The 25,686-nt window shown below is 66.1% G+C and carries 23 protein-coding genes and 1 tRNA gene; 10 read left to right on the top strand and 14 right to left on the bottom strand.

Annotation, left to right across the window (positions count from 1 at the left end; translation table 11 throughout):
- Window positions 1–69: 69 nt before the first annotated feature.
- The 4 genes from J0I42_RS03775 to lysM form a co-directional block, all read right to left on the bottom strand.
- Window positions 70–2,379: a xanthine dehydrogenase family protein molybdopterin-binding subunit gene (locus J0I42_RS03775; RefSeq protein ID WP_291652949.1), complete on the bottom strand. Its 2,310-nt coding sequence runs from the start codon at window positions 2,377–2,379 to the stop codon at window positions 70–72.
- 101 nt (window positions 2,380–2,480) lie between these two features.
- Window positions 2,481–3,440: a DUF3829 domain-containing protein gene (locus J0I42_RS03780; RefSeq protein WP_291652951.1), complete on the bottom strand. Its 960-nt coding sequence runs from the start codon at window positions 3,438–3,440 to the stop codon at window positions 2,481–2,483.
- Between the two features lie 56 nt (window positions 3,441–3,496).
- Complete coding sequence (locus tag J0I42_RS03785; protein ID WP_291652953.1) at window positions 3,497–3,814, bottom strand: rhodanese-like domain-containing protein; 318 nt, start codon at window positions 3,812–3,814, stop codon at window positions 3,497–3,499.
- Window positions 3,815–3,961: 147 nt separating this feature from the next.
- The gene (gene lysM, locus J0I42_RS03790; RefSeq protein WP_291652955.1) at window positions 3,962–4,402 is read right to left on the bottom strand and encodes a peptidoglycan-binding protein LysM; all 441 of its coding nucleotides are present in this window, start codon (window positions 4,400–4,402) and stop codon (window positions 3,962–3,964) included.
- A gap of 177 nt (window positions 4,403–4,579) precedes the next feature.
- On the opposite strand from lysM, the gene J0I42_RS03795 reads away from it, so the two are divergent.
- Together J0I42_RS03795 and J0I42_RS03800 are read left to right on the top strand one after the other, a co-directional pair.
- The gene (locus tag J0I42_RS03795) at window positions 4,580–5,008 is read left to right on the top strand and encodes a GlcG/HbpS family heme-binding protein (protein WP_291652957.1); all 429 of its coding nucleotides are present in this window, start codon (window positions 4,580–4,582) and stop codon (window positions 5,006–5,008) included.
- A 158-nt stretch (window positions 5,009–5,166) separates the two neighbouring features.
- Complete coding sequence (locus tag J0I42_RS03800; RefSeq protein WP_291652959.1) at window positions 5,167–6,228, top strand: NAD(P)/FAD-dependent oxidoreductase; 1,062 nt, start codon at window positions 5,167–5,169, stop codon at window positions 6,226–6,228.
- A 60-nt stretch (window positions 6,229–6,288) separates the two neighbouring features.
- Here J0I42_RS03800 and J0I42_RS03805 read toward each other — a convergent pair whose 3' ends face one another.
- Both J0I42_RS03805 and J0I42_RS03810 read right to left on the bottom strand, forming a co-directional pair.
- Window positions 6,289–8,784, bottom strand: a complete 2,496-nt coding sequence (locus tag J0I42_RS03805) for a glycosyltransferase family protein (protein ID WP_291652960.1) — start codon at window positions 8,782–8,784, stop codon at window positions 6,289–6,291.
- Between the two features lie 356 nt (window positions 8,785–9,140).
- Complete coding sequence (locus tag J0I42_RS03810; protein ID WP_291652961.1) at window positions 9,141–10,379, bottom strand: urate hydroxylase PuuD; 1,239 nt, start codon at window positions 10,377–10,379, stop codon at window positions 9,141–9,143.
- A 221-nt stretch (window positions 10,380–10,600) separates the two neighbouring features.
- Here J0I42_RS03810 and uraH point away from each other — a divergent pair, with 221 nt between their 5' ends.
- Window positions 10,601–10,954 (top strand): hydroxyisourate hydrolase, encoded by a 354-nt coding sequence (gene uraH / locus J0I42_RS03815; protein ID WP_291652962.1) that lies wholly within the window; start codon window positions 10,601–10,603, stop codon window positions 10,952–10,954.
- Window positions 10,955–10,960: 6 nt separating this feature from the next.
- On the top strand, window positions 10,961–12,385 hold the full coding sequence (gene puuE / locus J0I42_RS03820; protein ID WP_291652963.1) for an allantoinase PuuE: 1,425 nt from the start codon (window positions 10,961–10,963) through the stop codon (window positions 12,383–12,385).
- A gap of 19 nt (window positions 12,386–12,404) precedes the next feature.
- On the opposite strand, the gene J0I42_RS03825 is transcribed toward puuE, so the two are convergent.
- On the bottom strand, window positions 12,405–13,145 hold the full coding sequence (locus J0I42_RS03825; protein WP_291652964.1) for an alpha/beta fold hydrolase: 741 nt from the start codon (window positions 13,143–13,145) through the stop codon (window positions 12,405–12,407).
- Window positions 13,146–13,305: 160 nt separating this feature from the next.
- Between J0I42_RS03825 and J0I42_RS03830 the strand changes: the two genes are divergently transcribed.
- On the top strand, window positions 13,306–13,464 hold the full coding sequence (locus J0I42_RS03830; protein ID WP_265060169.1) for a hypothetical protein: 159 nt from the start codon (window positions 13,306–13,308) through the stop codon (window positions 13,462–13,464).
- Between the two features lie 5 nt (window positions 13,465–13,469).
- Here J0I42_RS03830 and J0I42_RS03835 read toward each other — a convergent pair whose 3' ends face one another.
- A complete protein-coding gene (locus tag J0I42_RS03835) occupies window positions 13,470–14,927 on the bottom strand; it encodes an SNF2-related protein (protein WP_291652965.1) in 1,458 nt (485 codons plus the stop codon).
- An 83-nt stretch (window positions 14,928–15,010) separates the two neighbouring features.
- Here J0I42_RS03835 and J0I42_RS03840 point away from each other — a divergent pair, with 83 nt between their 5' ends.
- Window positions 15,011–16,399 (top strand): M20 family metallopeptidase, encoded by a 1,389-nt coding sequence (locus J0I42_RS03840; protein ID WP_291652966.1) that lies wholly within the window; start codon window positions 15,011–15,013, stop codon window positions 16,397–16,399.
- A gap of 6 nt (window positions 16,400–16,405) precedes the next feature.
- Here J0I42_RS03840 and J0I42_RS03845 read toward each other — a convergent pair whose 3' ends face one another.
- Window positions 16,406–16,663 (bottom strand): hypothetical protein, encoded by a 258-nt coding sequence (locus tag J0I42_RS03845; RefSeq protein WP_291652967.1) that lies wholly within the window; start codon window positions 16,661–16,663, stop codon window positions 16,406–16,408.
- Between the two features lie 73 nt (window positions 16,664–16,736).
- Window positions 16,737–17,195 (bottom strand): MgtC/SapB family protein, encoded by a 459-nt coding sequence (locus J0I42_RS03850; protein WP_291652968.1) that lies wholly within the window; start codon window positions 17,193–17,195, stop codon window positions 16,737–16,739.
- Between the two features lie 223 nt (window positions 17,196–17,418).
- On the opposite strand from J0I42_RS03850, the gene J0I42_RS03855 reads away from it, so the two are divergent.
- Window positions 17,419–17,757, top strand: coding sequence for an RcnB family protein (locus tag J0I42_RS03855; protein ID WP_291652969.1), 339 nt, complete (start codon window positions 17,419–17,421; stop codon window positions 17,755–17,757).
- A 147-nt stretch (window positions 17,758–17,904) separates the two neighbouring features.
- On the opposite strand, the gene J0I42_RS03860 is transcribed toward J0I42_RS03855, so the two are convergent.
- The 3 genes from J0I42_RS03860 to J0I42_RS03870 all read right to left on the bottom strand — a co-directional run bounded on the left by J0I42_RS03860 (window position 17,905) and on the right by J0I42_RS03870 (window position 21,275).
- A tRNA-Lys gene (locus tag J0I42_RS03860) sits at window positions 17,905–17,980 on the bottom strand.
- A gap of 139 nt (window positions 17,981–18,119) precedes the next feature.
- Window positions 18,120–19,397 carry a solute carrier family 23 protein gene (locus J0I42_RS03865; protein ID WP_291652970.1) on the bottom strand — a complete coding sequence of 426 codons (1,278 nt, stop codon included), beginning with the start codon at window positions 19,395–19,397 and terminating at the stop codon, window positions 18,120–18,122.
- A 315-nt stretch (window positions 19,398–19,712) separates the two neighbouring features.
- Entirely contained in the window at window positions 19,713–21,275 is a 1,563-nt protein-coding gene (locus tag J0I42_RS03870; protein WP_291652971.1) for a 2-isopropylmalate synthase, read from the bottom strand.
- Window positions 21,276–21,751: 476 nt separating this feature from the next.
- Between J0I42_RS03870 and J0I42_RS03875 the strand changes: the two genes are divergently transcribed.
- The 3 genes from J0I42_RS03875 (at window position 21,752) to J0I42_RS03885 (ending at window position 23,465) form a co-directional block, all read left to right on the top strand.
- Window positions 21,752–22,393, top strand: a complete 642-nt coding sequence (locus tag J0I42_RS03875) for a YoaK family protein (protein ID WP_291652972.1) — start codon at window positions 21,752–21,754, stop codon at window positions 22,391–22,393.
- A 144-nt stretch (window positions 22,394–22,537) separates the two neighbouring features.
- Window positions 22,538–23,044: a c-type cytochrome gene (locus J0I42_RS03880; protein WP_291652973.1), complete on the top strand. Its 507-nt coding sequence runs from the start codon at window positions 22,538–22,540 to the stop codon at window positions 23,042–23,044.
- A gap of 82 nt (window positions 23,045–23,126) precedes the next feature.
- Window positions 23,127–23,465 carry a hypothetical protein gene (locus J0I42_RS03885; RefSeq protein ID WP_291652974.1) on the top strand — a complete coding sequence of 113 codons (339 nt, stop codon included), beginning with the start codon at window positions 23,127–23,129 and terminating at the stop codon, window positions 23,463–23,465.
- Window positions 23,466–23,581: 116 nt separating this feature from the next.
- On the opposite strand, the gene J0I42_RS03890 is transcribed toward J0I42_RS03885, so the two are convergent.
- Window positions 23,582–25,684 carry a M3 family metallopeptidase gene (locus tag J0I42_RS03890; protein WP_291652975.1) on the bottom strand — a complete coding sequence of 701 codons (2,103 nt, stop codon included), beginning with the start codon at window positions 25,682–25,684 and terminating at the stop codon, window positions 23,582–23,584.
- Window positions 25,685–25,686: the final 2 nt, after the last annotated feature.

A 25,686-nucleotide genomic window follows, 5' to 3' on the forward strand; every position in this document is an offset into this window, starting at 1 on the left:
CGATGATCGCGTGACAGCCAAGTCGCTTTTACGTGATCGGGCTTGCGGGTTTGCAAATTCACCCTTGCATCAAAGCCGATACCCCGCCTCTTTCAGCGCCGTGAAGACCTTGAGCGGCGTTGCCGGCATGTCCATCGCCTTGATGCCGGCGGCCCGGTCGAGAGCATCGACCACCGCATTCATCACCGCCGGGCAGGCGCCGATCGCACCGGCCTCGCCCGCGCCCTTCACGCCGATGGCGTTGGTCAGGCAGCGGACATTGCGCGTCTCGAAATGGAAGTTCGGGATGTCGGCAGCACGCGGCAGGGCGTAGTCCATGAAGGTCGCGGTCAGCATCTGCCCGTCCGGATCGAAGCGGATCTCCTCCATCAGCGCCTGGCCGATCCCCTGAGCCGAGCCGCCATGGACCTGGCCCTGCAGCATCAGCGGGTTCAGCGTCACGCCGAAATCGTCGACCACGACATAGTTGAGGATTTCCGTGCCGCCCGTGCCGGGGTCGATCTCCAGCTCGCAGACATGGGTGCCGTTCGGATAGGTCGCCTCCGGGGGCTGCCAGCTCTGATGGACCTTGAGCAGGGCCGGCGTCGCGCCCGGCAGCGCCGCGATGGCGGCGAGATCGAGCGCCTTGTCGGTGCCGACGATCCGGACCGCGCCATCGGCGATCTCGAGATCGCCAACCGCCGCTTCGAGCTTCTCGGAAGCGAGCTGCTTGAGATTGTCGGTCAGGATGCCCGTCGCCTTGTCGAGCGCCGCGCCGCCGACCGGGATCGAGCGCGAACCGCCGGTGCCGGAGCCGGTCTCGACACGGTCGGTATCGCCCTGCACGACGCGGATGCGATCCATCGGGATGTCGAGATGCTGCGAGACGAGCTGTGAATAGGCCGTCTCATGGCCCTGCCCGTTCGACTGCGTGCCGATCAGCACCGTGACGGTGCCGTCCTTCTCCAGTATCACGGTCGAGCTTTCCGGGCCGCCGCCGCCGCAGGCCTCGATATAGCTGGCCATGCCGATGCCGCGGATCTTGCCCGCCTTGGCCGAGGCTTTCTGGCGTGCCTTGAAACCCTTCCAGTCGGCGACATCCATGGCGCGGCGCATATGGCCCTCGAACTCGCCGGAATCGTAGACCGGGCCGGTCTGCGTCCTGTGCGGCATCTCCGACGGCTTGACGAAGTTCTGCGCCCGGACCGCGTCCGGAGTCTTGCCGGTCTCGCGCGCGATCGCATCGACCAGTCGCTCGATCAGATAGGCGGCCTCGGGCCTGCCCGCTCCGCGATAGGCATCGATCGGCGTTGTATGGGTCAGCACGCCCCGGAACACGACATGCACCGCCGGGATGTTGTAGCAGCCCGGCGTCATCGTGGTGCCGACCCAGGGGATGAAGGGCCCGTACTGCGAGAGCCAGGCGCCCATCTCGGCCGAGAGATCGACCTTGAGGCCGATGAACTTGCCCTTGGCGTCCAGCGCCATCGTCGCCGTCGCGAGGTTGGCGCGGCCATGCGTGTCCGCTAGGAAATGCTCATTGCGGTCGGCGACCCAGCGCACCGGGCGCTTCAGCTTTTCCGCCGCGATCATCGCCAGCGGATATTCGCGGTAGAGGAAGATCTTGGTGCCGAAGCCGCCGCCGACATCCGGCGTCACCACGCGGATGCGCTTGGGATCGACCTTGAGCACATAGGTCGCGATCAGGTCGCGCATGCCATGGCTGCCCTGGCTGCCCAGCGTCAGGGTCCAGCGCCTGTCGGCCTTGTCGTATTCAGCAATGCAGGCGCGCGTCTCCATGTAGTTGGAGGCGAGCCGGTTGTTGACGACGGTCAGCGAAACCGTCCGTGCTGCCTTGGCGAAGGCTTTCTCGGTCCTCTCGCGATCGCCCTGCTCGGCCTCGAAGGCGACATTGCCCTTCCGGTCCGGCCAGACCTGCGGCGCGCCCTCTTCCAGTGCTTCTGCAATGCCGGTTATGGCCGGCAGCGGGTCCCAGTCGATCGCAATGGCTTCCGCCGCATCGCGCGCTTGGGCCAATGTCTCGGCCACGATGAAGGCAACGGCCTCGCCGACATGTCGGACCGTATCGGTCGGCAGAACCGGAACCGGCAATGATTGCGACATCTCGCCGGAGGTCGTTTTCACATGTCCCTTGCAGGGCAGATCACCGTACTGGGAAACGTCGGCGCCGGTCAGGATGAGCTTGACGCCCTTCATTGTCCGCGCCGTCGCGACATCGGCGATGGCGAAGCGGGCATGGGCGTAAGGCGAGCGCAGCACGAAGGCATGCAACGCGCCGTCTGGGGCGATGTCGTCGGTATAGCGGCCGGTGCCGGTGGTCAGGCGTTGATCCTCGACCCGCCGCACCGGCTGGCCGAAACCGAATTTCATGGGACGCATGAGGCATATCCTCAGTTTGGTCTGATGAAAGACTGGAGCATAAACCGCGCCACGTCAGCCCCGGCGCATCACGCGCCCGGGCTGCGCCGCACGCATCGATCTCAGCGTGACATGCGGATGGCCGTCTCCGAGAGCGAAACCATGGTGTTGTAGTTGTTGACGATCCAGTTGGCGTCGTTCGCGGCGCCGCGCCGGACGTCGCCCTTGCTCTTGGCGAGCTTCTCGCTGAAATCGCGCAGCTTGCCGAGCCAGGAGCTGGCCTGGCTCTCGATGAAGGGCACGCCCTTGGGCTCCTTGTCCTTGAACGCATCCATCTCGCGGATCGCGGCAGCATAATCGGCGACCGCGGCGTTGAAGGACTTGAGATCGACGATCGGGCTCTCGTTGCTCGGCATCAGGTCCATGACCGCACGGGCGTTGATCATGATGTTGCGCACCTGCCAGCGGGCGGACTTGCCCTCCCGCTGCTCGACCGAAGCGAGCTCGCGCTGGTCGAGACCGCGCTTGTAGACGCGCATCAGCGCATCGAGCTTGGAACGCTCCTCCAGGAAGGTCTTGGCCGCCGGCACCATCAGCGCATGCAGCTTCTGGCCCTCGGCAAGATTGTCGTCGCGATAATCCTTGCGGTCATAATAGCGCTCGGCCTTGGTGATCAGCGGCGCCAGCTCCTGATAGGCCTTGATATAGCGGCCCATGGTCTCGTCGATCGCCGGCAGCTTCGGCTCGCGCGCCATCGCCTCCTCGGCCTTCTTGATCTCGCTGGCGACGTCGTAGAGGCTGTAGAGCCCGTAGGTGATATAGCGTTCCTTGCCGGTCGGACCCTTCTTCATGTCGACCCAGCTGCCATAGCGCTCCCAGGACTGGATCGCCCGCAGCGTGCGGTTCATCAGTCCGGTATAGGCGTTCGACTTGGTGATCGCGGCTTGGAGGTCGTCATCGGCAACCTTGCTCGCGCTGCCGGCCGGCATCGTTGCCGCACCTTGCGCCCAGCCGGCGCCAGGAGCGGCAAGGGCCAGTGCGGCGGCACATGCCGCGCCATGGAGGAAAGCTCGGATCAGCATGGTCGTTTTTCCCTGGTCTGTGGACTGCGCGGGGCGCGGATCGGCCTCACAGGTCGTCAATCCTGCGCGACCGGCTCGCCATGCATCAGCCAGTCCTTGAAGCCGCCGGCATAGTGGCTGTCGATGTCGAGCCCGGCCGACTGCGCGAATTCGAGCGCGCGCCGCGAGCGCACGCCCGCCGCGCAGGACAGCACGATACGCTTGCCCGGCTCGTTCGGCAGGTCGGCCGGATCGAACTGCGACAAGGGCCGCGAGACCGAGCCCGGAATATGGCCGGCGGCGAATTCATAGGGCTCGCGCACGTCGACGAGCAGGATGGAGCCGTCGCCAAGGCCCGCCTTGATGTCGTCGATATCGAGGTCGTTCACGATCATGGGCGGGCCGCTCCAGCTCGGTCATGCGAGCCGTTGAATGGATCGGCAGTCCGGAAATCGTGACCGGTTGGCGGCACGGCCGGATGCCAGAAACAAAAAGCAGCCGCGAAGCCATGAGGCGCGCGGCTGCCATCTTGCCGAAAGACCTCAGGCCTTCGGCGGAATGCGCAGGACCCAGCCCGGCTGGATCAGGTCGGGATTCTTGACCGGCGGCGTGTTGGCCTTGACGATCTCGGTGTATTTGGCGCCCTGGCCCTTGCCGTAATGGTCCTCGGCGATCTTCCAGAGCGTGTCGCCCTTCTTCACCGTGTAGAACACCGCAGCCGCGGCTTCCTTGGTCACGGCCAGGTCCGATTCGACCTGCGCCACGCCCGTGGTGTTGCCGAGCGCGAGGATGATCTTCTCGGCCTCTTCCGTCGAAACGGCCTTGCCGGACACCTTCACCTTATCGCCGTCGATCTGGATATTGACGTCGGAAGGCAGGCCGTGCCCCGCGAGCTCCTTCTGGAGATCGTCGGCGGTCGCCGCCTTGGCCGAACCGCCAAAGATCTTGGCGCCGGCATCCTTGATGAAACTGAACAGACCCATGAGCAAACCTCCGCGTGTCGCTGCGCTATCAAGCCCTGTCGGGCGGCCCTATGCAAGTCGCCACGGAAAAGGTGTTTTGCTTGCCGGCTATCGCCGATTGCACGAAGCAAGCCTGAACGGCCTTTCCCGCAACGCCTGCGGCTGGCAAGAACGTCGCTGACCAAACCGGAGTTCCCCATGCTGACACTTTCCCAGGCCCAGACGATCCTCCAGACAGCGCTGGCCCATGCCGAATCGCATGGCTTCAAGCCGCTCGCCATCGCGATCCTCGACGCCCGCGGAGCGCAGAAGGCCTTCGCCGCGCAGGACGGCACCAGCCTGAAGCGCGGCGAGATCGCGCTCGGCAAGGCGCATGGCTCGGTCGCGCTGGGCATGGGCTCCCGCGCGCTCCACAAGATGGCGCTGGACCGACCCTATTTCGTGGAAGCGGCGACCCACGCCGTCGGCGGCTCGCTGGTACCGGTCCCCGGCGGGGTGCTGATCCGCTCTGCCGAAGGTGCGCTCCTCGGCGCGATCGGCATCTCCGGCGACACCTCCGACAATGACGAGGCTGCCGCCTGCGCCGGCATTGCCGCGGCCGGTCTCAAGGCCGACACCGGAGCCTGATTCCACTACGGCGATCGGGGCAAGGAAAAGACTTTTCCCCTGCCCTTGATCGCCTCGCGGATTCCACACTTTGTACTTGCCAACCGGCCTTCGAAGCCTCATGTCCTCCGCGCGGGTTCGTTAAATCGGACAGTTTGGACCGGCTCGAAGGTAGGATCATGAGCGACGCGGCTGCTGCCAACGAAAACGAAGTCATCACCACCGACGTCGTCATCGTCGGGGCCGGCCCCTGCGGCCTCTTCGCCGTCTTCGAACTCGGCCTGCTCGATATCCGCGCCCATCTCGTCGACATCCTGCCGAAGGTCGGCGGGCAATGCGCGGAGCTCTACCCGGAGAAGCCGATCTACGACATTCCGGGCTTCCCGATGGTCACCGGCCAGGCGCTGGTCGACAATCTGCTCGAGCAGATCAAGCCGTTCGGACCGACCTTCCATCTCAACCAGATGATCGAGGCGGTGGAGCCGACCGGCACGGCCGAGGCGCCGCGCTTCCGCGTCACCACCGATGCCGGCACCGTCTTCGACACCAAATCCGTGATCATCGCCGCCGGTGGTGGCTCCTTCCAGCCGAAGAAGCCGCCGATCCCCGGCATCGAGGCCTATGAGGCCGGCTCGGTCTTCTATGCCGTGCGCAAGATGGAGGCTTTCCGCGGCCGCAACATCCTGATCGTCGGCGGCGGCGATTCTGCCCTCGACTGGACGCTGAACCTCCAGCCGATCGCCAACCGCGTCACGCTGATGCATCGCCGCGACGATTTCCGCGCAGCCCCCCATTCGGTCGAGCAGATGCGCGCCCTCGTCGCCGAGGGCAAGATGGACATGAAGCTCGGCCAGGTCACGGGCCTGAAGGGCGAGAACGGGAAGCTCGAGGCGGTCGTCTGCCGGGGCATCGACAACGAGCCTTTCGAGGTTGCCTGCGATACGCTGCTGCCCTTCTTCGGGCTCACCATGAAGCTCGGCCCGATCGCTGACTGGGGCCTGAACCTCAACGAGAACCTCGTACCGGTGGACACCGAGAAGTTCGAGACCAGCGTGCCCGGCATCTTCGCCGTGGGCGACATCAACACCTATCCGGGCAAGCTCAAGCTCATCCTCTCGGGCTTCCACGAGGCCGCGCTCTGCGCCCAGAAGGTCCACCGCTACGTCTATCCGGAGAAGCGGCTGACCTTCCAGTACACGACCTCATCGACGAGCCTGCAGAAGAAGCTCGGCGTCGTCTGAGCAAGGCCTGCCGGCGTCGGCCGATCGCTTGGAGCAGCCGCGGCACCCGCCGCGGCTTTTTCAATGCGCGGTGGCATCGCCCGAAATATGCGCGGCAGCAGTTCCGTTGCGCGCCACCGGACCCTGGGCGGTCCCCAGACCAAGCGAATTGCGGACACTCTCGGACGGGCCGGCGAGCTTCGGCATCTCGCCCGGCGCGGTCACGATCTGCGGCTCGCCGTGACGCGGCACCGGCGGCAGCGTATCCTCCGGCTCCTGCGGCTCGATGCGCGCGCGGAGCTCTGCGATCGCCCCCCAGAGCGGCTGGAAGCTGAAGCGCACCTTATGCGTGCCGGCCGGCACCTGCACGGCGCGGAACAGCACGTTGGCACGCAGGATCTCGGTCTCGACGCCGTCGACTTCGGCTTTCCACCAGGGATGCCAGATATCATTGAGAACGACGAAGCCGGCGACAGGAGTCGTGATCTCGATCTCGACCTGAGCATTGCGATAACGCGTCAGCTTGACCTCGGCCTGGGCCGCGACCGGTCCTTCCGGCGTCGCGACCGGCGGCTCGGTATCGAGCAGCACCGCCTGGGTCGGGTCGGTCTCAGGCCAGCGGCCGGACAGCTTCATGCTCTCGAAATCGGCGAACTGCCAGCCACCGACGAACTGCACGCGCGGCAGCGCGCGTGGATTCTCGTAGACATAGCCCTGCTTCGTCCGGGCGATCAGCGTGAAATCGCCCTCGCCCAGTGCATGATCGACCTGCTCGATCGGAACCGGCGAGGCGATGTAGCGCAGCCCCAGGAGGTTCGCGAGCCGGCAGCGATAGGACGGGAAGAGCGGCGTGAACTTGCGGTCGGCCGGCCTGGCGATACCGTCGCCGGTGCCGACGGCCTCGGAGAAATCTTCCAGCCGCAGCGGATTGTAGCCCAGCGTATGGTCGAAGCCATGGACCATGCCGGCATTCGGCCACTCGAAGCCCATGCCGAGAAGTTCCACGCGATCGCGGCGAGGCGACCCCTCGGGCTGGGTCGTCAACTGTTTCAGCAGCGCGATGGTGTCGTTCTTCGTGCGGGCGTCCAGCACGTCGTACATCTGCGGCGAGAGCGCGGTGGATTCGTTCGGGCCGTTGTTGATGCCGAGATCGGCGGCGACGACGCCCGTGACCAGAACGGCCGCCGCCACCGTGCCGAGTGCGCCGCGCCAGCGTTGCAGGATGAAGAAGGCCCCGCCCGCGAGCGCGAACCAGCCCAGCGCCATCGCGACCGGCTTCCAGGCGTCGGCGAGATGGCCCCAGTCGCGCGAGACCGCGAGCGCGAGCACGATCGTGCCGAGAACCAGCGCCGCCCCGATCAGCATGTCGCGCCGGAACGAGGTGCTCTCCTCCGCCGTCAGGATGCGATGCAGCACATAGCCCGACAGGATCGCCGCGATGCCGCCGATCAGGAAAGTCGCGTCGGCAGGCCGGCGGAACTGCTTCACGCCGGGCAGATATTCGTAGGTCAGGTGGAACAGCGGCGTGTAGCGGCCGAGCGCGAACAGCACCATGAAGACCAGCATCAGGGTCAGCGGGCGCACCGACTTGTCCCAGAGCCAGCCGCGCGTGACGCCCGGCGCCAGCAGCAGCAAGAGCGGCAGCGCACCGAAATAGACCTGCGCCATGTTCTGCGAGAGATAGAGCACCCGCGCGTCGCCATAAGGACCCCAGAACTCGACGGCCGGGTCCTTGGCGCCGTAGAGGTCGCCGACGAAGGCGGAGAGCAACGACATCGGGTGCAGCGAGCCACGCGCCGCGATGCCAAAATCGATCTCGGGCCGGGTCGTCGCCTCGGCGAAGAGCCAGGTCCAGATCAATGGCATGGCGATGACCGCGAGGCCGACCACGCTGGCGGCGGCGATCGGCGGCAGGCTTGCCTTGAAAGCCGGCCAGCCGCCTGAAATCCAGTGCGCCACGACCGTCGCGATCAGCACATAACCGGCGAGGAGCGCGACCTGATCGGGCTCGAGCACCATCATGCCGGCGGCGAGGCCGGCGAAGACTCCCGAGAGAATGGACGACCGCTGCAGCATCCGCGCCGTCAGCCAGAGAGCGATGGCGAAGAAGGCATAGCTCGCGATCTGCCCGACATGCTGGACGCGCCAGGCTGCCGAGGCGCCGAAGGCGAAGACCAGCGCCGCCATCAGGCCCCCGGCCGGGTGCCAGCCGCGATCGCGGAAGAACATCAGGAGCGCAAGACCACCTGCGAGCAGATGCGCCAGCACATAGGCATCGACCTCGCGGAAGCTCGGCTCCGGCGAGATCAGCGCCAGCAGGATCGCGGGCGAGAAGATCAGCGATTGCGGATCGGCGATCTGCGGCGATCCAGCGAAGACATTGTGGTTCCAGAAGGGCGACTGGCCGGTATGGATCGCGTTGGCGAGAAACTGGACCTGGGCCTGGAAATGCGCCTTGGCGTCGAACGGAATCGTCACCGCCCCCGAAAGCCAGGGCCAGCACAGGATGCCCCATGCCACGACGAAACCGATGGCCGCCAGCAGGTAGCCGGCGCCCCTTGCATCAACGCGTCTCAACTGGACCCCCACGGTCCTCGGCACGAACGGTCCCGCTTTGGGAGCCTGTCTCCAGCCCTGTCAGTGGCCGGACCATGACGCTGCGTACCTGAACCGAATCTGAACGTGTTCACGCCTCCGTGAACGCGGCTGATGACAGGCTGAAGAAAGCGGAAATCGGATGTACGAGTGGCGGTTACCGCGCGCGTATCAGCACCGGCGGTATTGTCATGAAAACGCGGATCATCCCGGTCGCAGCGAAGCGAAGATCCGGGATCCATGCCTGAACCTTTTTCGGAAGCGCTCCGGCATGGATCCCGGGTCAAGCCCGGGATGACCCGCGAGGTTCCGAGCACGTCAACCGACGCTGGCCTGTTTCAGCGCGCCGCCGCGGTGAGCCAGCCCGCCAGCGTCTTTCGCTCGGCCGGTGTCATGCCGGACAGGTTGTTCGGCGGCATCGCGTGGGTCATCACGGCCTGCGTCCGAATGGCGCGAGCATGGATCGCGATCTGCTCTGGCTCGTGCAGCATCACGCCCTTCGGCGCGATCTGGATGCCGGGCCAGGACGGCTCCGGCGCGTGGCACATGGCGCAGCGTCCGGACACGATATTCGAAACTTCGGTCGGCGGCAGCGTCATGCCGGCCAGCAGGACGGGCCTGCCCGCCTCAAATGCCTTGAGACCGAGCTGCTCGCGTCCGCCGGGCGAGGACGACATCGCCACCCAGAAGGCGAGCCAGAGCGCCAGGATCGCCACCGCCCAGCACCACCAGGGCGACTTGGCGTGATCGCCATGCCGGATGTTGAAGAAGTGCCGGATCAGTGCCCCGGCCACGATCACCAATGCCACCAGCAGCGGGATTACCGACGAGTTGGCATAGGTGATGGGATAGTGGTTTGACAGCATCAGGAACAGCACCGGCAGGGTGATGTAGTTGTTGTGCGTCGAGCGCTGCTTGGCCGCCTTGCCGTATTTCGGATCGGGCTTCTCGCCCGCGACGAGTGCCGCGATCACCTTCCGCTGCCCGGGCATGATGTTGAAGAAGACATTGGCGGTCATGATCGTCGCCATCAGCGCGCCGGTATGGATCAGCGCGCCGCGCCCCGAGAAGACATTGGCGAAAGCCCAGCTCGCGGCGACGACATAGCCGAAGCCGACCAGTCCGAGCCACACCTCATGCCTGCCGAGTGGCGACTTGCAGAGCAGATCGTAGATCAGCCAGCCGATCACCAGCGCCGCGACGCCGATCGCGCCCGCCGCGAAAGGCGAGAGCTGCATCACCGCGGGATCGATCAGGTATAGCTCGGACTGGGCGTAATAGACCCAGACCAGCAGGAAGAAGCCGGAGATCCAGGTCCAGTAGCTCTGCCATTTGTGCCAGGTCAGTTCGGCCGGCATTGCGGCCGGCGCCACCATGTATTTCCGCATCTCGTAGAAGCCGCCGCCATGGACCTGCCAGGCGCGCCCGCCGGTGCCGGGCGGAATGTCCTCCGCCGGCTTCAGCGAGGCATCGAGATGGATGAAGAAGAAAGAGGCGCCGATCCAGGCGATCGCCGTGATGACATGGAGCCAGCGCAGCATCATGCCGCCCCATTCCATCAGATAGGCTTCGAGCATCGCGCTGCGCTCCGGGAGAGCTGGAGGTGACCGGGTGCCGGGGTCCCCCGGCTCGCGTAAAATAGCCTGCTTTCGTCGCCGCCGAAATCGCCCGAACGGCCGCGTGGATTGACATCCGGGAACATGATCTTATCGCAAAAGCCAATATTCACCGCCGCAAACGGCGCCTTACACTGCCTGGAAGCGGGCAGCGTCTGATCCCGGGGGCTTCAGGAGACCGCATGGGACACCTCTCGACGCATGTACTCGATACGGTCAGCGGTCGCCCCGGTGCCGGCATCGCGGTGGCGCTGGACCGACTGGAGGCCGACGGCTCGCGCAAACGGCTGGCCGAGGCCGTGACCAATGCCGACGGGCGCACCGACGCCCCGCTTCTCACAGGACCGCTCGTGCCCGGCATCTATGAACTGACTTTCGCGATCGGCGCCTATTTCCGGGGCCTCGGCACCGCCCTGCCCGAACCCGCCTTCCTCGATCTCGTCCCCGTCCGCTTCGGCATCGCCGAGCCGGAGGGGCGCTATCACGTCCCGCTCCTGGCCTCGCCCTGGAGCTATTCCACCTATCGCGGCAGCTGAACGACCATGAGCCAGACCACCTATCCGCGCGACATGAAGGGCTATGGCCGTGCGGCACCGCATCCGCATTGGCCGGGCGAAGCCCGCATCGCCGTCCAGTTCGTGATCAATTACGAGGAAGGCGGCGAGAACTGCATCCTCCATGGCGATGCCGCCTCCGAGGCCTTCCTCTCCGAGATCGTCGGCGCCGCGCCCTGGCCGGGCCAGCGCCACATGAACATGGAGTCGATCTACGAATACGGCTCCCGCGCCGGCTACTGGCGGCTGTGGCGGATGTTCACCGAGCGGAACCTGCCGGTGACGGTCTTCGCCGTCGCCAGTGCGCTCGCGCGCTATCCCGAGATCGTCGGCTCGATGCAGGAAGCCGGCTGGGAGATCGCGACCCACGGCCTGAAATGGATCGACTATCGCGATACGCCCAAGGAACGCGAGCGCGCCGATATCCTCGAGGCCATCCGCGTCCAGACCGAGCTTGCCGGCGAACGCCCGCTCGGCTGCTACCAGGGCCGCACCTCCGAGAACACGATTCCGCTGACGATGGAGGAAGGCGGCTTCCTCTACACGGCAGACGTCTATGCCGACGAACTGCCCTATTGGCTCGCCGGGCCGAAGGGGCCGCAGCTCGCCGTGCCCTATACGCTCGACGCTAACGACATGCGCTTCGCCACGCCGCAGGGCTTCAACACCGGCGAGCAGTTCTTCACCTATCTCAAGGACTCGTTCGACACGCTCTATGCCGAGGGCGAGACCGCGCCGAAGATGATGTCGATCGGCCTGCATTGCCGCCTCGCCGGCCGGCCCGGCCGGGCCGCCGCGCTCGCCCGCTTCCTCGACTATGTGCAGAGCCATGACCGGGTCTGGGTCGCGACCCGGCTCGATATCGCCCGCCATTGGGTCCGCACGCATCCGCCCGAGGGCGGCTACGTGCCCTCGAAGCTGCCGAAGGCCCTCTTCACCGAGGTCTTCGGCCGCGTCTGGGAGCATTCGCCCTGGATCGCCGATGCCGCCCATGACGCCGGCATCGGCGCGAGCCATGACATGGCGGACGGCCTGCATGGGGCGATGGTCGAGGCGATGCGCAAGGGCTCGGCCGAGCAGCGGAAATCCTTGCTCTCCGCCCATCCCGACTTGGCCGGCAAGCTCGCTGCCGCAGGCGAGCTCACGCCTGAATCGACGCAGGAGCAGGCCGGCGCCGGGCTCGACCGCCTGACCAGCGACGAGCGCGTCCGCTTCACGGCGCTGAATGAGGCCTACAAGGCTCGTTTCGGCATCCCCTTCATCATGGCGGTGAAGGGCGCGACCAAGGCCCGGATCCTCGCCGCCTTCGACGCACGCTTGAAGAACACGCCCGAGCAGGAAGTTGCGACGGCGCTGGCCGAGGTCGAGAAGATCGCTCTGTTCCGGCTGAAGGAATTGCTGCCGGCGGGCTGAACCTGCCGGAGGCTGTCCGCTATTGCGCCCGCAGCCAGTCGATGACCTGGCGCACGGCGACGCGCGGGGTGTCCCCATGGCCGGCCGCGACCTCGATGCGCGTGCCGCGCGAATAAGGCGCGCGGTCGTTCATCGCGGCCCGGTCGCCCGTCCCGATCACCCAGAGCACCGGACCACCGACGCCGCTGCCTTGCGCAGCGCTCGCTGCCGGTCCCGACGGATCAAAGAAGCTGACATAGGCCGCAGCCGTGGTGGTCACAGGAAAAGTCCGGCCCTGGTTGAAATCAAGGAAGCGCGCCTTCTCCTGCCCGCGCCCGGCAGCAACCATCGCCTTGGCCTGGGCGAGGCTGTCCTCCGTCTGCGACGCGATGAAATCCGGCCGGTGCCCCGGCGCGAGAGCGACCACCGCCGCGACGCCGCCGACGCGTGCCGCATAGCCCATCGAGATATTGGCGCCGAGGCTGTGACCCATCAGCACGACCCGCGCAGCGCCTGCAGCCCGCGCACGCTGCACCGCGGCCTGCACCTCGCCCAGGGTCTGCTCGTAGGTGCGATAGCCCGAGACCCAGGACATGCGCGGGAGCACGACGCTGGCCCCTTCCGCCTTGAGCGCGGCGGCAAGCGGCTGCAACGGCCCCTGCCCGCCGGCCTTGCCGTGAATCAGGATGACGGTTGTGCCCTTGAACTCCATTGCCGATATGGAACCTGCGAGCGAGATCATGCCGAGACAAATGGCAAATACGGAGGCGATGAATTTCATCTTGATCTCCAGAGCGCTATCTTCCCTTGGGTCATCATCTCGGTATTACGGCCGTTTACAAGAGAGCGCCGCTTCACAAGCCTCCCTTTTCAGCGTCGAACGGGCATACGGAACCCTGCCAGGATGCCGGCGTTGATGTCGGGCTATAAGGAGAGACCTCGTGTTCCGCCTGCTTCTGATCATCATCGTGTTGGTCGTCGGCTACGATGCCATCGTCCATCAGGGCGCCTATACGCGCGACGCCTGGAACAGCATCGTTCGCCTCACCGGCTCATCGGTCGAAGGCGCCAAGGAACTCGGCGAGCGCGCCCGCAACTGAAAGCCTCAGGCCGCCGCCCGCCCCTCGACGATTCCCGCAATAGCCTCCAGCATCCGCGTATCGTCGCCCGCCAGCCCTTCCATCGCCGCCATGCGCTGGATCACCGTGCCGGCGATCGCCTCCTCCACCGTATCCTCGGCATAGGCATAGAAGATCGTCGCGTGCTGGCCGTCGCGATGGCAGCGCCCCTCGATCTGCTGGAGCTGGATCGCGCTATGGCGCATGTCGTGGATCACGAGCGCCCGCTCGCGCTCGCCGCCCGGCATCTCGCCGCGATGCAATGAGATCGACTCGGTGACGGTGAAGATCACCGCATCGAGCTGCCCGGTCTGGAAGGCGATGCGCGTCTCCTCGTTCTGCGTACCCGAGCGCTCGCCATTGATCTCGGCGGTGCGCCAGCCCCGCCCCCTGAGCGTCTCGGCCAGCATCGCGCTGGTCTCGAGGAAGGCGACGGAGATCGCGACTTGCTCATCATTCCCGAGCAGGTCCTCGCAGAAATCCGCCGTGCCTGGGATGCGTAGCAAACTGGCCTTCTGCCGAAAGCGCAGATCGGCGGCCCAGCCCTGCGGCTTGCGCGTCGAGCCGCCGGCCAAACCCAACTCCTTCCGGAACTCGCGCCAGGTCGCGTCATAGAGCTTGCGGGCGGCCGTATCGAGCGCGACCGGCGCCAGTTCGCGCTGCACCTCCGGCCAACCGGCGATCTCTTCCGGCCGGCGACGCAAGCCGATGGCATTGGCGCCGCGATAGAGCAGGTCGGCCATCACCTTGCGGTCGGCCTCGTTCGGCTCCCAGCTCCAGTTCTTCCAGCGTCCCTTGGCGCGGCCGATCTTCAGCCGCTTCATCAGCACGCGAAACCCGTCGAGATCGGCCGAGGGCATGCCCGCGGCCTTCGCCAGCAGCCCCGCTAGATAGGACAGCTCGTGCGGCGACTGCCCGGCGGTCGCACTCATATAGATCGTGAACGCGGCCGCCTCCGCCATCTGCCGGCAGACCAGACCCTGCTGCGAGTTGGGATTGCGGATGCGATGCGCCTCGTCGATCACGACGAGCGGCCAGACGCGCTTCGGCCTTCCATGCTTGGCGATCTCGTTGTTCTTCGCCCGCGTCGAGCGCTTCTTGCTGTCGACCACGGGGGCGAGGAGCGATTTGGTCTTCTCGAAATTCATCAGCGTCACGCGCTTCGCCGGCAGGCCGGACAGCGCCATGGTCCGCCGCCATTGCGGGATCGCGCCTTTCGGGCATATCACCAGCACCTCTTCCTCCGGCATCGCCGAGAGCGCGAGCCAGGCCGAAAGCGTCTTGCCGAGTCCGGTGAGGTCGCCCAGCAGGAAGCCGGACGCGCCTTTCGCTCGCGCCGCCAGGATGGCGTCACGGGCGACGAGCTGGTGCGGGTGCGGGATCATCGTCATGCGGAAGAAGAAGCCCTGTCGGTCGGTGCAGTGCCCGCCCTGCCCGGCAGGCATGGCGCGCCCGGCTCTCTTGGCACTGGCGCCGGCCTCCGTCCACCGGCACTGTGCCGGCCACCGATTGGGGAGACCACAAGACCATGACCCGCGCGCAGGCGATCGCGAAAGCCCAGGACTATTTCGATTCAGGCCGGATGAAGAGTGATCTCGGCCGGCTCGTCGCAATCCCCACCGAAAGCCAGAATCCCGACCGTGCTCCCGTGCTGGGCGAATATCTCGACAAGGAGATGCAGCCCCTGCTCGAATCGCTCGGCTTCACCTGTCGCATCCTGACCCATGCCAAGGCCCGCGGCCCCTTCCTCTATGCCGAGCGTATCGAGGACCCTGCCCTGCCGACCATCCTCGGCTACGGCCATGGCGACGTCATCCGCGGCCTCGATGCGCAATGGAGCGAGGGCCTCTCGCCATGGAAGCTCGTCGAGCGTGACGGCCGCTGGTATGGCCGCGGCGTCGTCGACAACAAGGGCCAGCACCTGATCAACATCAACGGCCTGCGCGCCGTGCTGGAGACGCGCGGCAAGCTCGGCTTCAACGCCAAGTACCTGATCGAGATGGGTGAGGAATCCGGCTCGCCGGGCCTGCGCGAGCTCTGCGAGGACGAGGCCGAACTGCTCAAGGCCGATATCCTGATCGCCTCGGACGGGCCCCGCCTCAATGCCGAGCGCCCCACCGTTTTCCTGGGCGCCCGCGGCGTCATCACCTTCGATCTCAAGATCAAGGCGCGCGACGGCGGCCATCATTCCGGCAACTGGGGCGGGATGCTCTCCGATCCGGCGATCCAGCTCGCCCACGCCATCGCCTCGATCACCTCGCCGACCGGCCAGATCCGCATCCATGAATGGGTGCCGAAGGAACTGCCGGACGGCGTCCGTCGTGCGCTCGCCGATTGCGAGATCGACGGCGGCCCGGACGGCCCGACCATCGACCCGAACTGGGGCGAGCCCGGCCTCTCCCCGGCCGAGCAGGTCTTCGGCTGGTGCTCCTTCGACGTTCTCGCGATGAAGTCCGGCGTGCCGGAAACGCCCGTCAACGCCGTGCCGCCGAGCGCCTGGGCCCGTGTCGCGCTGCGCTTCGTCGTGGGCATCGACCCGCGCGACGTCGCCCCCGCGCTGCGTCGTCATCTCGATCGTCATGGCTTCGACATGGTCGAGATCATCATGCCCGGCACCGAGCGCTTCGGCGCGACGCGGCTCGATCCTGACGATGCCTGGGTCCGCTTCACCATCGCTTCGATCGCCGAGAGCACCGGCAAGAAGCCGGCTCTGCTGCCCAATCTCGGCGGCTCGCTGCCGAACGACATCTTCGCGGAAATCCTGAAGCTGCGCACGATCTGGGTGCCGCATTCTTATCCCGGCTGCTCGCAGCACGCGCCGGACGAGCATCTGCCTGCCGCCATCGCCCGCGAAGGGCTCGTCGCCATGGCCGGGCTCTACTGGGATATCGGCGCCGGCAACGCACCGAAGGTCTGAGCGGGACTATTCCTGCGGCTGGCGCGGATCGCGCCCCGGCGGCAGGTCGATCGGCGTCGCCGGGGGAGCCTCCGGCGGCACATTCGGCGGCAGTTCCGGCGGCGGCTCCGTCGGAATGCCCTGCGGCTCCTCGCCCGGCGGCGATTCGACCGGCGGAGCGGGCGGAACCTCACCCGGCGTCAGCGGCGGCGCCTCGGGCGGCGGGTTCGGAATGGCCGGCGTGTTGCCGGGAGCGGCCGCAAGGCCCTGATTGAACTGCATCATGCGAGATCCATCCTTTCGGACGGAAACGCCCGAGCCGCTGAAAGGCTCCCTCCACCGCAGCGAACGCCGCCGCTCAGTCCGGCGGGCGAGACGCATCTTCGTCGGGCGGTAGCGGATGGCGGCGCTGCAGCCAGCTTTCCAGCGAATGGTCGAGAAGCAGAAGAGCCAGCGCCATCGCCGTGGCCGCCAATGTCACCAGCCATTTGCCCAGCCCCGCTGAGCAGCCGAGCGCCGCCGTGACCCAGATCGCCGCAGCCGTGGTCAGGCCATGGGGCATCATCTCGCCGTTGCGGTGGATGATCAGGCCGGCACCGAGAAAGCCGACCCCGGTCAGGACGCCCTGAACAACGCGGCTGGCGGCATCGGGATGCAGGGTCTCGCTGAACAGGCTCGCCGCGGCCGCCGTCCCGAGCCCGACCAGCCCGAACGTCCTGAGGCCCGCGCTCTTGCGCTGCAGCGTTCGCTGCCAGCCGACGGCGCCGCCAGCCACGAGACCGGCCAGAAGCCGCAGCACCAGTTCGAATTCAGCCACGATACCGTTCGCTCCGTCGCCGTTTCAGGTGGACGATAGCACAGCCCCCATCCTCGGGTGCAGGCAGGCGAACCGAAGCGACGCAGACCACAAGCAAAATGACCAGAAAGACAAAATTCAGGACCCAGATGAAAATTACATTACAGAGAATTAATGCCGCCATTCATCTCCTGTTTATTAAAGAAACGCCACGATGAACCCATCAAAAACAGGAGAGATAATCATGAAAACAATTCTATCTTCTGCCATCGCTGGTGCTATTCTGCTCGGAGCGACCGCCCCCAGCTTCGCTCAATCTTACAGAGCCCCGTATCACGGCCCCGCTCGTCACGGTCCGGTTCACGTCGAGAAGCACGTGACGAAGAAAGTCGTCGTCCGAAAGAACCGCTGGGCGCGCGGGCACGCCCTGCCCCGGCAATACCGCCAAAGCCATGTCCGGGATTATCACCGCTACCATCTGCGTGCGCCGGGCCCCGGCCAGCGTTGGGTCAGGGTGGATAATCAGTTCATCCTGATCAACAGCATCACGGGCATGATCGCAGCCCTCGCTGCAGCCCGCTGAGGCCCGCAAGGCGGAACGGGCGGCGGTGCCAGCAGGTCAGCCGCTCGCGACGCCTGCGACATGAAAAAAGGGCGCGATGTTCGCGCCCTGCCCCGGCAACCGAACCCGGCCACCGCATCCAACTATTTGATCTTAAAGGAAAGGTCGTGGTGGGTGATGTAGGGCTCGAACCTACGACCCGCTGATTAAGAGTCAGCTGCTCTACCAACTGAGCTAATCACCCATACGCCACGAAGCGCCGCCGGTCAGCGGCGTCGGCCGCGTCAGGCAGGGGGCGTGTAGCAAAGGCCCCGCCCCCTGTCCACCCATCTGTGACAGTTTTTTCAAACGCGGCGAAAAAGCGTTCGCCGCGCTGTGGATTGTCAGGCCGTACGACGGTTCAGCAGGTGATAGAGCACGATCGCGCCGAAGGTCGCGGTGCCGATTCCACCGAGTTCATAGCCGAAGATCGGCAGCTTCAGGTCGCCTGCGCCGAGAATCAGCGCGGTCGCAACTGTGATCAGGTTCTTCGGCTCGGAGAAATCGACCTTGTTCTCGACCCAGATCCGGCCGGCCGTGGCGGCGATGAGGCCGAACACCACGACCGCGAGGCCGCCAAGCACCGCGACGGGGATCGTGCCGATCACCGCGCCGAACTTGGGCGAGAAGCCGAGCAGGAGCGCGATGATGCCGGCAGCGACGAAGACCAGGGTCGAATAGACCCGCGTCACCGCCATCACACCCATGTTCTCGGCATAGGTGGTGACGCCCGTGCCGCCGCCGGAGCCGGCGATCATGGTGCCCAGTCCGTCCGCGAAGAAGCCGCGGCCGATCAGGTGGTCGAAATTACGCCCGGTCATCACCGAGATTCCCTTGATATGGCCGAGATTCTCCGCGACGAGGATGATCGCAACCGGCACGATCAGGGTGATCGCCTTCATCTCGAAGACCGGCGCCACGAATTGCGGCAGGCCGAACCAGGCAGCGGCAGCAATCTTGCCGAAGTCGATCGTCGGCGCGCCGAAGCTGGACGCCGTCAATGCGTAGAGGATGTAGGCGGCAAGCCCGCCGATCAGCACCGGCAGGCGCTGCGGCAAGCCGCGTCCGTAGACGGCGACCAGCGCGACCGCGACGACGGTGAACAGCGCGATCCACTTGGTATAGGCGCTGGCCGAGATCATGTTGATCGCGACCGAAGTCAGGTTGAGGCCGATCGCGGCGACGACCGCGCCGGTGACGACCGGCGGCAGCAGCTTCTCGATCCAGTTTGTGCCGACGCCCTGTACGATCAGGCCGATCACGGCATAGACCGCGCCGCAGGCGATGATGCCGCCGAGCGCCACCCCGATATTCGGGTTGGGACCGGAGCCGGCATAGCCGGTCGCTGCAATGACGACGCCGATGAAGGCGAAGGAGGAGCCGAGATAGCTCGGCAATTGCCCGCGCGTGATGACGAAGAACAGCAGCGTCGCGATACCCGAGAAGAAGATCGCGACATTCGGGTCGAAGCCCATCAGCACGGGCGCCAGCACCGTCGAGCCGAACATCGCGACGACATGCTGCAGGCCGGCCACGACCGTCTGGCCGGTCGGCAGCCGCTCGTCCGGCAGCACGGCGCCGGAGGTTTTCAGTGTCCAGTTCGGAAAATAGCCCATCGGCATCGCGCTCCCCAGGGTCGCCGGGGGAGCGACCGCACCGAAAGCGCAGATGAAAGCAAAAGGCGAGCCGGCGCCAGATCGCGCCAGCGTCATCCACTGAAATCAAGCGCTGTCGGCGTTTTGACCGCAGCGCTGTCATCCCGTGCGCGCTGCGGTGTGAAATGCCGCTGCGCAGACGCGGGATCGTTCTCGGGAAAGACGCCCTGACAGAGCTCCTGAAAGAAGGAGCTCGATCGCCACGCGACCCCGTATTCGCGCCGCGGCGTTTCAGGCTGCGGCGCGCACGGGATGATACCCTTCCCCGAAGGACTCGCTTTCTTACTCGGCCGCCTGCGCGTGCAGGCGCCCGCCCCGCGCGATCAGCTTGTTGAGCGCGGCGAGATAGGCCTTGGCCGAGGCGACCAGCGTATCGGGATCGGCGCCACGGCCGGTCACGGACGAACCGTCCCGCGAGAGCCTGACGGAAACCTCGGCCTGCGCATCGGTGCCCTCGGTCACCGCATGCACGTCGTAGAGTTCCAGCGTCACCTCGTGCGGCACGATCGTCTTGATCGCATTGAAGATCGCATCGATCGGGCCGTTGCCCTCGACCTCCTCGGTAACGTGCTTGCCATCGACATTGAGCTTCATGGTCGCACGCTGCGGGCCGCGCGTGCCGGCGATCACCGTCAGCGATTCCAGCTTGATGCGGTCATGGGCGGTCGCGATGTTCTCGTCGACCAGCGCCTCGATATCCTCGTCGTAGACATGCTTCTTGCGGTCGGCCAGCGCCTTGAAGCGGGTGAAGGCGTCCTCGAGCTGGTTGTCGCCGAGATCGTAGCCCATCTCCTTCAGCTTGGAGCGGAAGGCGGCGCGGCCGGAATGCTTCCCCATCACCAGCGAGGTCTTGGTCACGCCGACCGATTCCGGCGTCATGATCTCGTAGGTAGTGTTGTTCTTCAGCATCCCGTCCTGGTGGATGCCGCTCTCATGCGCGAAGGCATTCCGGCCGACGATCGCCTTGTTGTACTGCACCGGGAAGGAGCAGGCCGTCGAGACGGCCCTGGAGATGCGCATCAACTGCGTCGCATCGATGCCGGTATCGTAGGGCATCACGTCGCCGCGCACGCGCAGCGCCATCACGATCTCCTCCAGCGCGGCATTGCCGGCGCGCTCGCCGATGCCGTTGATCGTGCACTCGACCTGCCGCACGCCGCCCTCGATCGCCGCCAGCGAATTGGCGACAGCCAAGCCCAGATCATTGTGGCAATGCGCGGAGAAGATCGCCTTGTCGGCGTTCGGCACGCGCTCCCGCACCGCCTTGAACATGGCGCGATACTCGTCCGGCGTGGCGTAACCCACCGTATCCGGCAGGTTGATCGTGGTCGCGCCGGCCCTGATTGCGGCCTCGACCGTGCGGCAGAGATAATCGATCGGCGTGCGGGTGGCGTCCATGGCCGACCACTCGACATCCTCGACCAGATTGCGCGCCTGCGTCACCGTTGCGGTGATGATCTCCAGCACCTGCTCCTGCGTCTTGCGCATCTGGTGCTCCAGATGGATAGGCGAGGTCGATACGAAGGTGTGAATGCGCGGTTTGACCGCATGGCGCACCGCCTCGCCGGCCCGCGCGATATCGGCGCTGATGGCACGGGCGAGGCCCGCCACGGTCGCACGCTTCAGGCGGCGGGCGATCTCGGACACCGCCTCGAAATCGCCGTCGGACGCGATCGGGAAACCTGCTTCGATGATGTCGACGCCCATCGCGTCGAGCATCTCGGCGATCTCCAGCTTCTCCTCGAAGGTCATGGTGGCGCCGGGACATTGCTCGCCGTCGCGCAAGGTGGTGTCGAAGATCAGGACGCGATCTTTTGTGGAGCCGGACTGGGTCGGATTGGTCATGATTCTGCTTCCGGGTGTCGGCGCGCCGCGGAATTTCGGGAAAGGCGGGCGCTAAGTTTTCTGGCGGCGGTTCTCGTCACTCCCCTGAGCGCCCAGGCAGCATGCCCGGCCGGCCCTCAGGGGCGGCTAAGGAGAAGAAGGCCAAGAAGCGAGAACGGAGCGCGAGCGCGAGCGCGCATGCCGACGAGCTGCGCAACGGCGCAGTCCTTCGTCAGGTCATGGCGGGCGGTCGAAACCACGGGCGTTCCTCAATTCGACAGGACAGGATGTAACCGAAGCACCGGCCCCAGCGCAAGCATATGTCGCATGTCTATTTGAATTAAGAACAGGTGCTCTCTGTGAATTAGGATGGCGGAGCGCGATTCGGCCGGCGGTCGCGCCGTACCGCCATCAATCCGAAAACCGGAAACCGCTTTTCGGATCAGTCTGATGCGTTCACGACACAAGCCGGCGTGGAACAGCGGAGCGCCGTGCCCATGATACACTATGACCGGCCGGTCATCGGCCTCGCCTTCTGCCTGTCCGGCCTCGCGGGTTTCGTCGACGCGCTCGGCTTCCTCAGCCTCGGCGGCTTCTTCGTCTCCTTCATGAGCGGCAATACGACCCGCTTCGCCATCGAGCTTGCCGGGCGCCACGCCGGCGGCATCCTGCTCGCCGCGATCATTCTCGCGCTCTTCGTGCTGGGCGTCGTCGGCGGCTCGCTCGCCGGGCATTTTGCCGGGCGCCAGCGCAAGGCCGCGGTGCTGGCATTCGTGACGCTCGCGCTGCTGATCTCGGCCGGCCTCGACACGATCGGATTCGGCATGGCAGGCGCCGGGGTGCTGGCGATGGCCATGGGCGCGGAGAACAGCGTCTTCCAGCGTGACGGCGAGGTCACGATCGGGCTGACCTACATGACCGGGACACTGGTCAAGATGGGACAGCGCATCGCGGGCGCCCTGCTCGGCGGGCCGAAGCTCGCCTTCCTCCGCCATTTCGTACTCTGGCTCGGCCTGCTCAGCGGGGCGATCGCCGGTGCGGTCACACATGGCCGCATCGGGCTCGACGCGATCTGGCTTGCAGCGGCGGCGGCCGGCTTCTTTACCGCGGTCGCGACCTTCATGCCGGATCGGGGCTAGGGCCGGTCCCGCCGAGCCATTTCTCTTTCACTCTCATTGGAGGAATGCTAAACACTCCCTTACGTCACCTCGTCCCTATCAAGACCAACTGCTCGAATCGATCGGTGCAGCGGGAACGACTGCACGAGACGCCGGGGGGCAATCATGCGGCAAGCGATCTTTGGTGCGTTCATCCTCGTCGGACTGTCGGTCCCCAATTCGCTCACGGCGCAAACCGCATCGCCACAGGAGAAGCTCCGGCGCGGCGAATACCTGGCGAACATCATGGACTGCGCCGGTTGCCACACACCCGGCATCTTTCTCGGCAAACCGGATATGGAGCGGCGGCTCGCGGGATCGGAAGTCGGGTTCCAGATCCCTGGTCTCGGCACCTTCTTCCCACCCAATCTCACGCCGGACCGGGAGACCGGGCTAGGCGCCTGGTCGGAAGCCGATATCGTCAAGGCGGTCCGGCAGGGCGCCAGGCCCGACGGTCGTACCCTCGCGCCGGCCATGCCCTACATGAGCTACGGCAAACTGAATGACGCCGACGCTCTCGCGCTGGCCGCCTATCTCAAGAGCCTCAAGCCGATCGCGAACCGGGTCCCGGCCATCGTCGGCCCCAACGAGAAGGCGACCGCGCCCTACCTGTCCGTCAACATGCCGCGGTAGCAGCCGGCAGAGCAACTGCGCGATTTCGCTGATGCCGAGAATCAGACATCGTCGCATCGTTTTGCATTCGCGGAGCTTTCCGATGCGCCATCTGCCCGTCCTCGCACTCTCCGCCATCCTGCTGTCGGCCTGCCAGACGCCGTCGGGCGGCCCGCCCCCGGCCCCGCCGCCGTCGCAGGCCGCGCCCGGCGTGACGCCGAATACCTTCCGCATGCCCTCGGGCACCGGCTGCTCGGGCGAGGTCGAGCGCTTTCAGGCTGTGATCGACAACGATCTCGCCACCGGCCACACGACAAAGGGCGTGCATGACCGGGTCAGCGGCGAAATCTCTCGCGCCCGCTCGGCCTGCTCGGCCGGCAACGATGCCGGCGCAACCGGCCAGATCCGCGCGACCAAGGCGAAGTTCGGTTATCCGGGCTGAGCCACGTTCCACCTTCATGCTCGCCCTTGTGGCGAGCAGCCCCGCCTTGAACACAGCCCTATATCGATGAGGACGTGGATGGTCGGGACAAGCCCGACCATGATGCGTGGCAGTTGCTACGCCGCCAGCCCCCGCTTCTCCAGCAGCGCATCCGGCGTCGGCAGGCGGCCACGGAACAGCGTGTAGGCCTCCGCCGCATCGCGGATGTCGCCGGCCGAATAGATGTAGCGCTTCAGCTTTTCGGCGACCGCGGGCGAGAATACGTCGCCGGTCTCGGTGAAGGCGTTGAAGGCGTCGGCATCCATCACCTCCGACCAGAGATAGCTGTAATAGCCGGCCGAATAGCCGTCGCCGGAGAAGACATGGGTGAAATGCGGCGTGCGGTGCCGCATGGTGATCTCGGCCGGCATGCCGATGCGGGCCAACTCCGCCGCCTCGAAGGCGAGCGGGTCGACCTCGGCCGGCGCCTCCAGCGAATGGAAGGCGAGATCGACCAGCGCCGAGGAGGTGTACTCCACCGTGGCGAAACCCTGGTTGAAGGTCTGGGCCTTCTCGATCTTCTCGATCAGCGCCTCGGGGATCGGCTCACCGGACTCGGCATGGTGGCAATATTCGCGCATGACCTCACGCGTCAGGAACCAGTGCTCGTAGAGCTGCGAGGGCAGTTCGACGAAGTCGCGCGCCACCGCCGTTCCGGCGAGCGAGCCATAGGTCACGTCCGAGAGCAGCCCGTGCAACGCATGGCCGAACTCGTGGAACAGCGTGCGCGCATCGTCGAGCGAGAGCAGCGCGGGCTTGCCCTCGGCGGGCTTCGCGAAATTGCAGACATTGACGATGATCGGCCGGGTTTCGCCGTCGAGTTTGCGCTGGCCGCGGAAGGCGCTCATCCAGGCGCCGGAGCGCTTCGAGGCACGGGCGAAGTAGTCGCCGACGAAGAGGCCGATATGGCGCCCGCTCGCGGTCTCCGTGACCTCGAAGATGCGCACGTCAGGATGATAGCCCTGGAGCTCCGGCCGCTCCGCGAAGGAGAGCCCGAAGAGCTTGCCAGCCACGTCAAAGGCCGCCTGCCGGACGCGGTCGAGCTGGAGATACTGCTTCAGCACGGCCTCATCGAGCGCATAGGTCTTCTGCCGGACCTTCTCCGCATAATGGCGCCAGTCCCAGGGGCGGATCGGGCCGTTCTCGCCCTCGCTTTGCGCCAGCGCCGCCAGATCGGCGGCCTCGCGCGCCGCGCGCGCCTTGGCCGGTTTCCAGACCAGCTCGAGCAGCCCGCGCACATGCTCCGGCGTCTTCGCCATCGCGTCGTCGAGCTTGAAATGCGCGAAGGTCTGATAGCCCAAAAGCTTGGCCTTCTCGGCCCTGAGCTTCACCATCTCGGCGACGATCGCGCGGTTGTCGCTCTCACCGCCATTCTCGCCGCGCCTGCTCCAGGCGATGAAGGCTTCCTCGCGTAGGTCGCGCCTGGTCGAAAAGGTCAGGAACGGCTCTATGATCGAACGCGATAGCGTGACCGCATGCTGACCGGGCTTGCCGCGGTCGGCCGCAGCACGCGCCATCGCCGCCTTCACGAACTCCGGCAGGCCGGCGAGACCCGCCTCGTCTTCGATGAAGAGAGCATAGGAGGATTCGTCCTTCAGCACGTTCTGGCTGAACTGCGTGCCGAGCCCGGCCAGCCGCTCGTTGATCGCGGCGAGGCGCTTCTTGTCCTCCGCGCCGAGCTTCGCGCCAGAGCGGATGAAGCCCTTGTAGCTGCGCTCCAGCAGGCGCGCCTGCTCCGGGTTCAGGCCGAGCGCATCGCGCTTGGCATTGACCGCATCGACGCGGGCGAACAGCCCCTCGTCCATCATGATCGCCGACCAGTGCCGCGAGGTGATCGGCGACATCTCGCGCTCGATCGCCTGCAGCGCCTCGTTCGTATCGGCACCGGTGAGATTGTAGAAAACGCCACCAACCCGGCTGAGCGCCCGCCCTGCCCGCTCCAGCGCCTCGATCGTGTTGGCGAAATCGGGCGCGGCCTTGTCTGCCACGATCGCCGCGATCTCGGCCTTGTGCTTGGCAAGCGCAGCCTCGAAGGCCGGGCGGATATGCTCCGGCCTGATCGTGGCGAAGGGCGGCAGGCGGAAAGGAGTCTCCCAGCGCGTTGCGAAGGGATTCTCGGCCGGCAGCGCAAGAGCCTCAGGATAACTGGCTTCGGGATAGGCGGTCGCGGCGGAGCTCATCG

The sequence above is a fragment of the Allobosea sp. genome (genome assembly GCF_017308015.1).
Lineage (GTDB): Bacteria > Pseudomonadota > Alphaproteobacteria > Rhizobiales > Beijerinckiaceae > Allobosea.

What these genes read in the sequence shown, in the direction of transcription:
- J0I42_RS03775 (WP_291652949.1), bottom strand. Translation starts at nt 2,379, where the DNA reads ATGCGTCCCATGAAATTCGGTTTCGGCCAGCCGGTGCGGCGGGTCGAG.
- J0I42_RS03780 (WP_291652951.1), bottom strand. Translation starts at nt 3,440, where the DNA reads ATGCTGATCCGAGCTTTCCTCCATGGCGCGGCATGTGCCGCCGCACTG.
- J0I42_RS03785 (WP_291652953.1), bottom strand. Translation starts at nt 3,814, where the DNA reads ATGATCGTGAACGACCTCGATATCGACGACATCAAGGCGGGCCTTGGC.
- lysM (WP_291652955.1), bottom strand. Translation starts at nt 4,402, where the DNA reads ATGGGTCTGTTCAGTTTCATCAAGGATGCCGGCGCCAAGATCTTTGGC.
- J0I42_RS03795 (WP_291652957.1), top strand. Translation starts at nt 4,580, where the DNA reads ATGCTGACACTTTCCCAGGCCCAGACGATCCTCCAGACAGCGCTGGCC.
- J0I42_RS03800 (WP_291652959.1), top strand. Translation starts at nt 5,167, where the DNA reads ATGAGCGACGCGGCTGCTGCCAACGAAAACGAAGTCATCACCACCGAC.
- J0I42_RS03810 (WP_291652961.1), bottom strand. Translation starts at nt 10,379, where the DNA reads ATGCTCGAAGCCTATCTGATGGAATGGGGCGGCATGATGCTGCGCTGG.
- uraH (WP_291652962.1), top strand. Translation starts at nt 10,601, where the DNA reads ATGGGACACCTCTCGACGCATGTACTCGATACGGTCAGCGGTCGCCCC.
- puuE (WP_291652963.1), top strand. Translation starts at nt 10,961, where the DNA reads ATGAGCCAGACCACCTATCCGCGCGACATGAAGGGCTATGGCCGTGCG.
- J0I42_RS03825 (WP_291652964.1), bottom strand. Translation starts at nt 13,145, where the DNA reads ATGAAATTCATCGCCTCCGTATTTGCCATTTGTCTCGGCATGATCTCG.
- J0I42_RS03835 (WP_291652965.1), bottom strand. Translation starts at nt 14,927, where the DNA reads ATGCCTGCCGGGCAGGGCGGGCACTGCACCGACCGACAGGGCTTCTTC.
- J0I42_RS03840 (WP_291652966.1), top strand. Translation starts at nt 15,011, where the DNA reads ATGACCCGCGCGCAGGCGATCGCGAAAGCCCAGGACTATTTCGATTCA.
- J0I42_RS03845 (WP_291652967.1), bottom strand. Translation starts at nt 16,663, where the DNA reads ATGATGCAGTTCAATCAGGGCCTTGCGGCCGCTCCCGGCAACACGCCG.
- J0I42_RS03855 (WP_291652969.1), top strand. Translation starts at nt 17,419, where the DNA reads ATGAAAACAATTCTATCTTCTGCCATCGCTGGTGCTATTCTGCTCGGA.
- J0I42_RS03865 (WP_291652970.1), bottom strand. Translation starts at nt 19,397, where the DNA reads ATGCCGATGGGCTATTTTCCGAACTGGACACTGAAAACCTCCGGCGCC.
- J0I42_RS03870 (WP_291652971.1), bottom strand. Translation starts at nt 21,275, where the DNA reads ATGACCAATCCGACCCAGTCCGGCTCCACAAAAGATCGCGTCCTGATC.
- J0I42_RS03875 (WP_291652972.1), top strand. Translation starts at nt 21,752, where the DNA reads ATGATACACTATGACCGGCCGGTCATCGGCCTCGCCTTCTGCCTGTCC.
- J0I42_RS03880 (WP_291652973.1), top strand. Translation starts at nt 22,538, where the DNA reads ATGCGGCAAGCGATCTTTGGTGCGTTCATCCTCGTCGGACTGTCGGTC.
- J0I42_RS03885 (WP_291652974.1), top strand. Translation starts at nt 23,127, where the DNA reads ATGCGCCATCTGCCCGTCCTCGCACTCTCCGCCATCCTGCTGTCGGCC.
- J0I42_RS03890 (WP_291652975.1), bottom strand. Translation starts at nt 25,684, where the DNA reads ATGAGCTCCGCCGCGACCGCCTATCCCGAAGCCAGTTATCCTGAGGCT.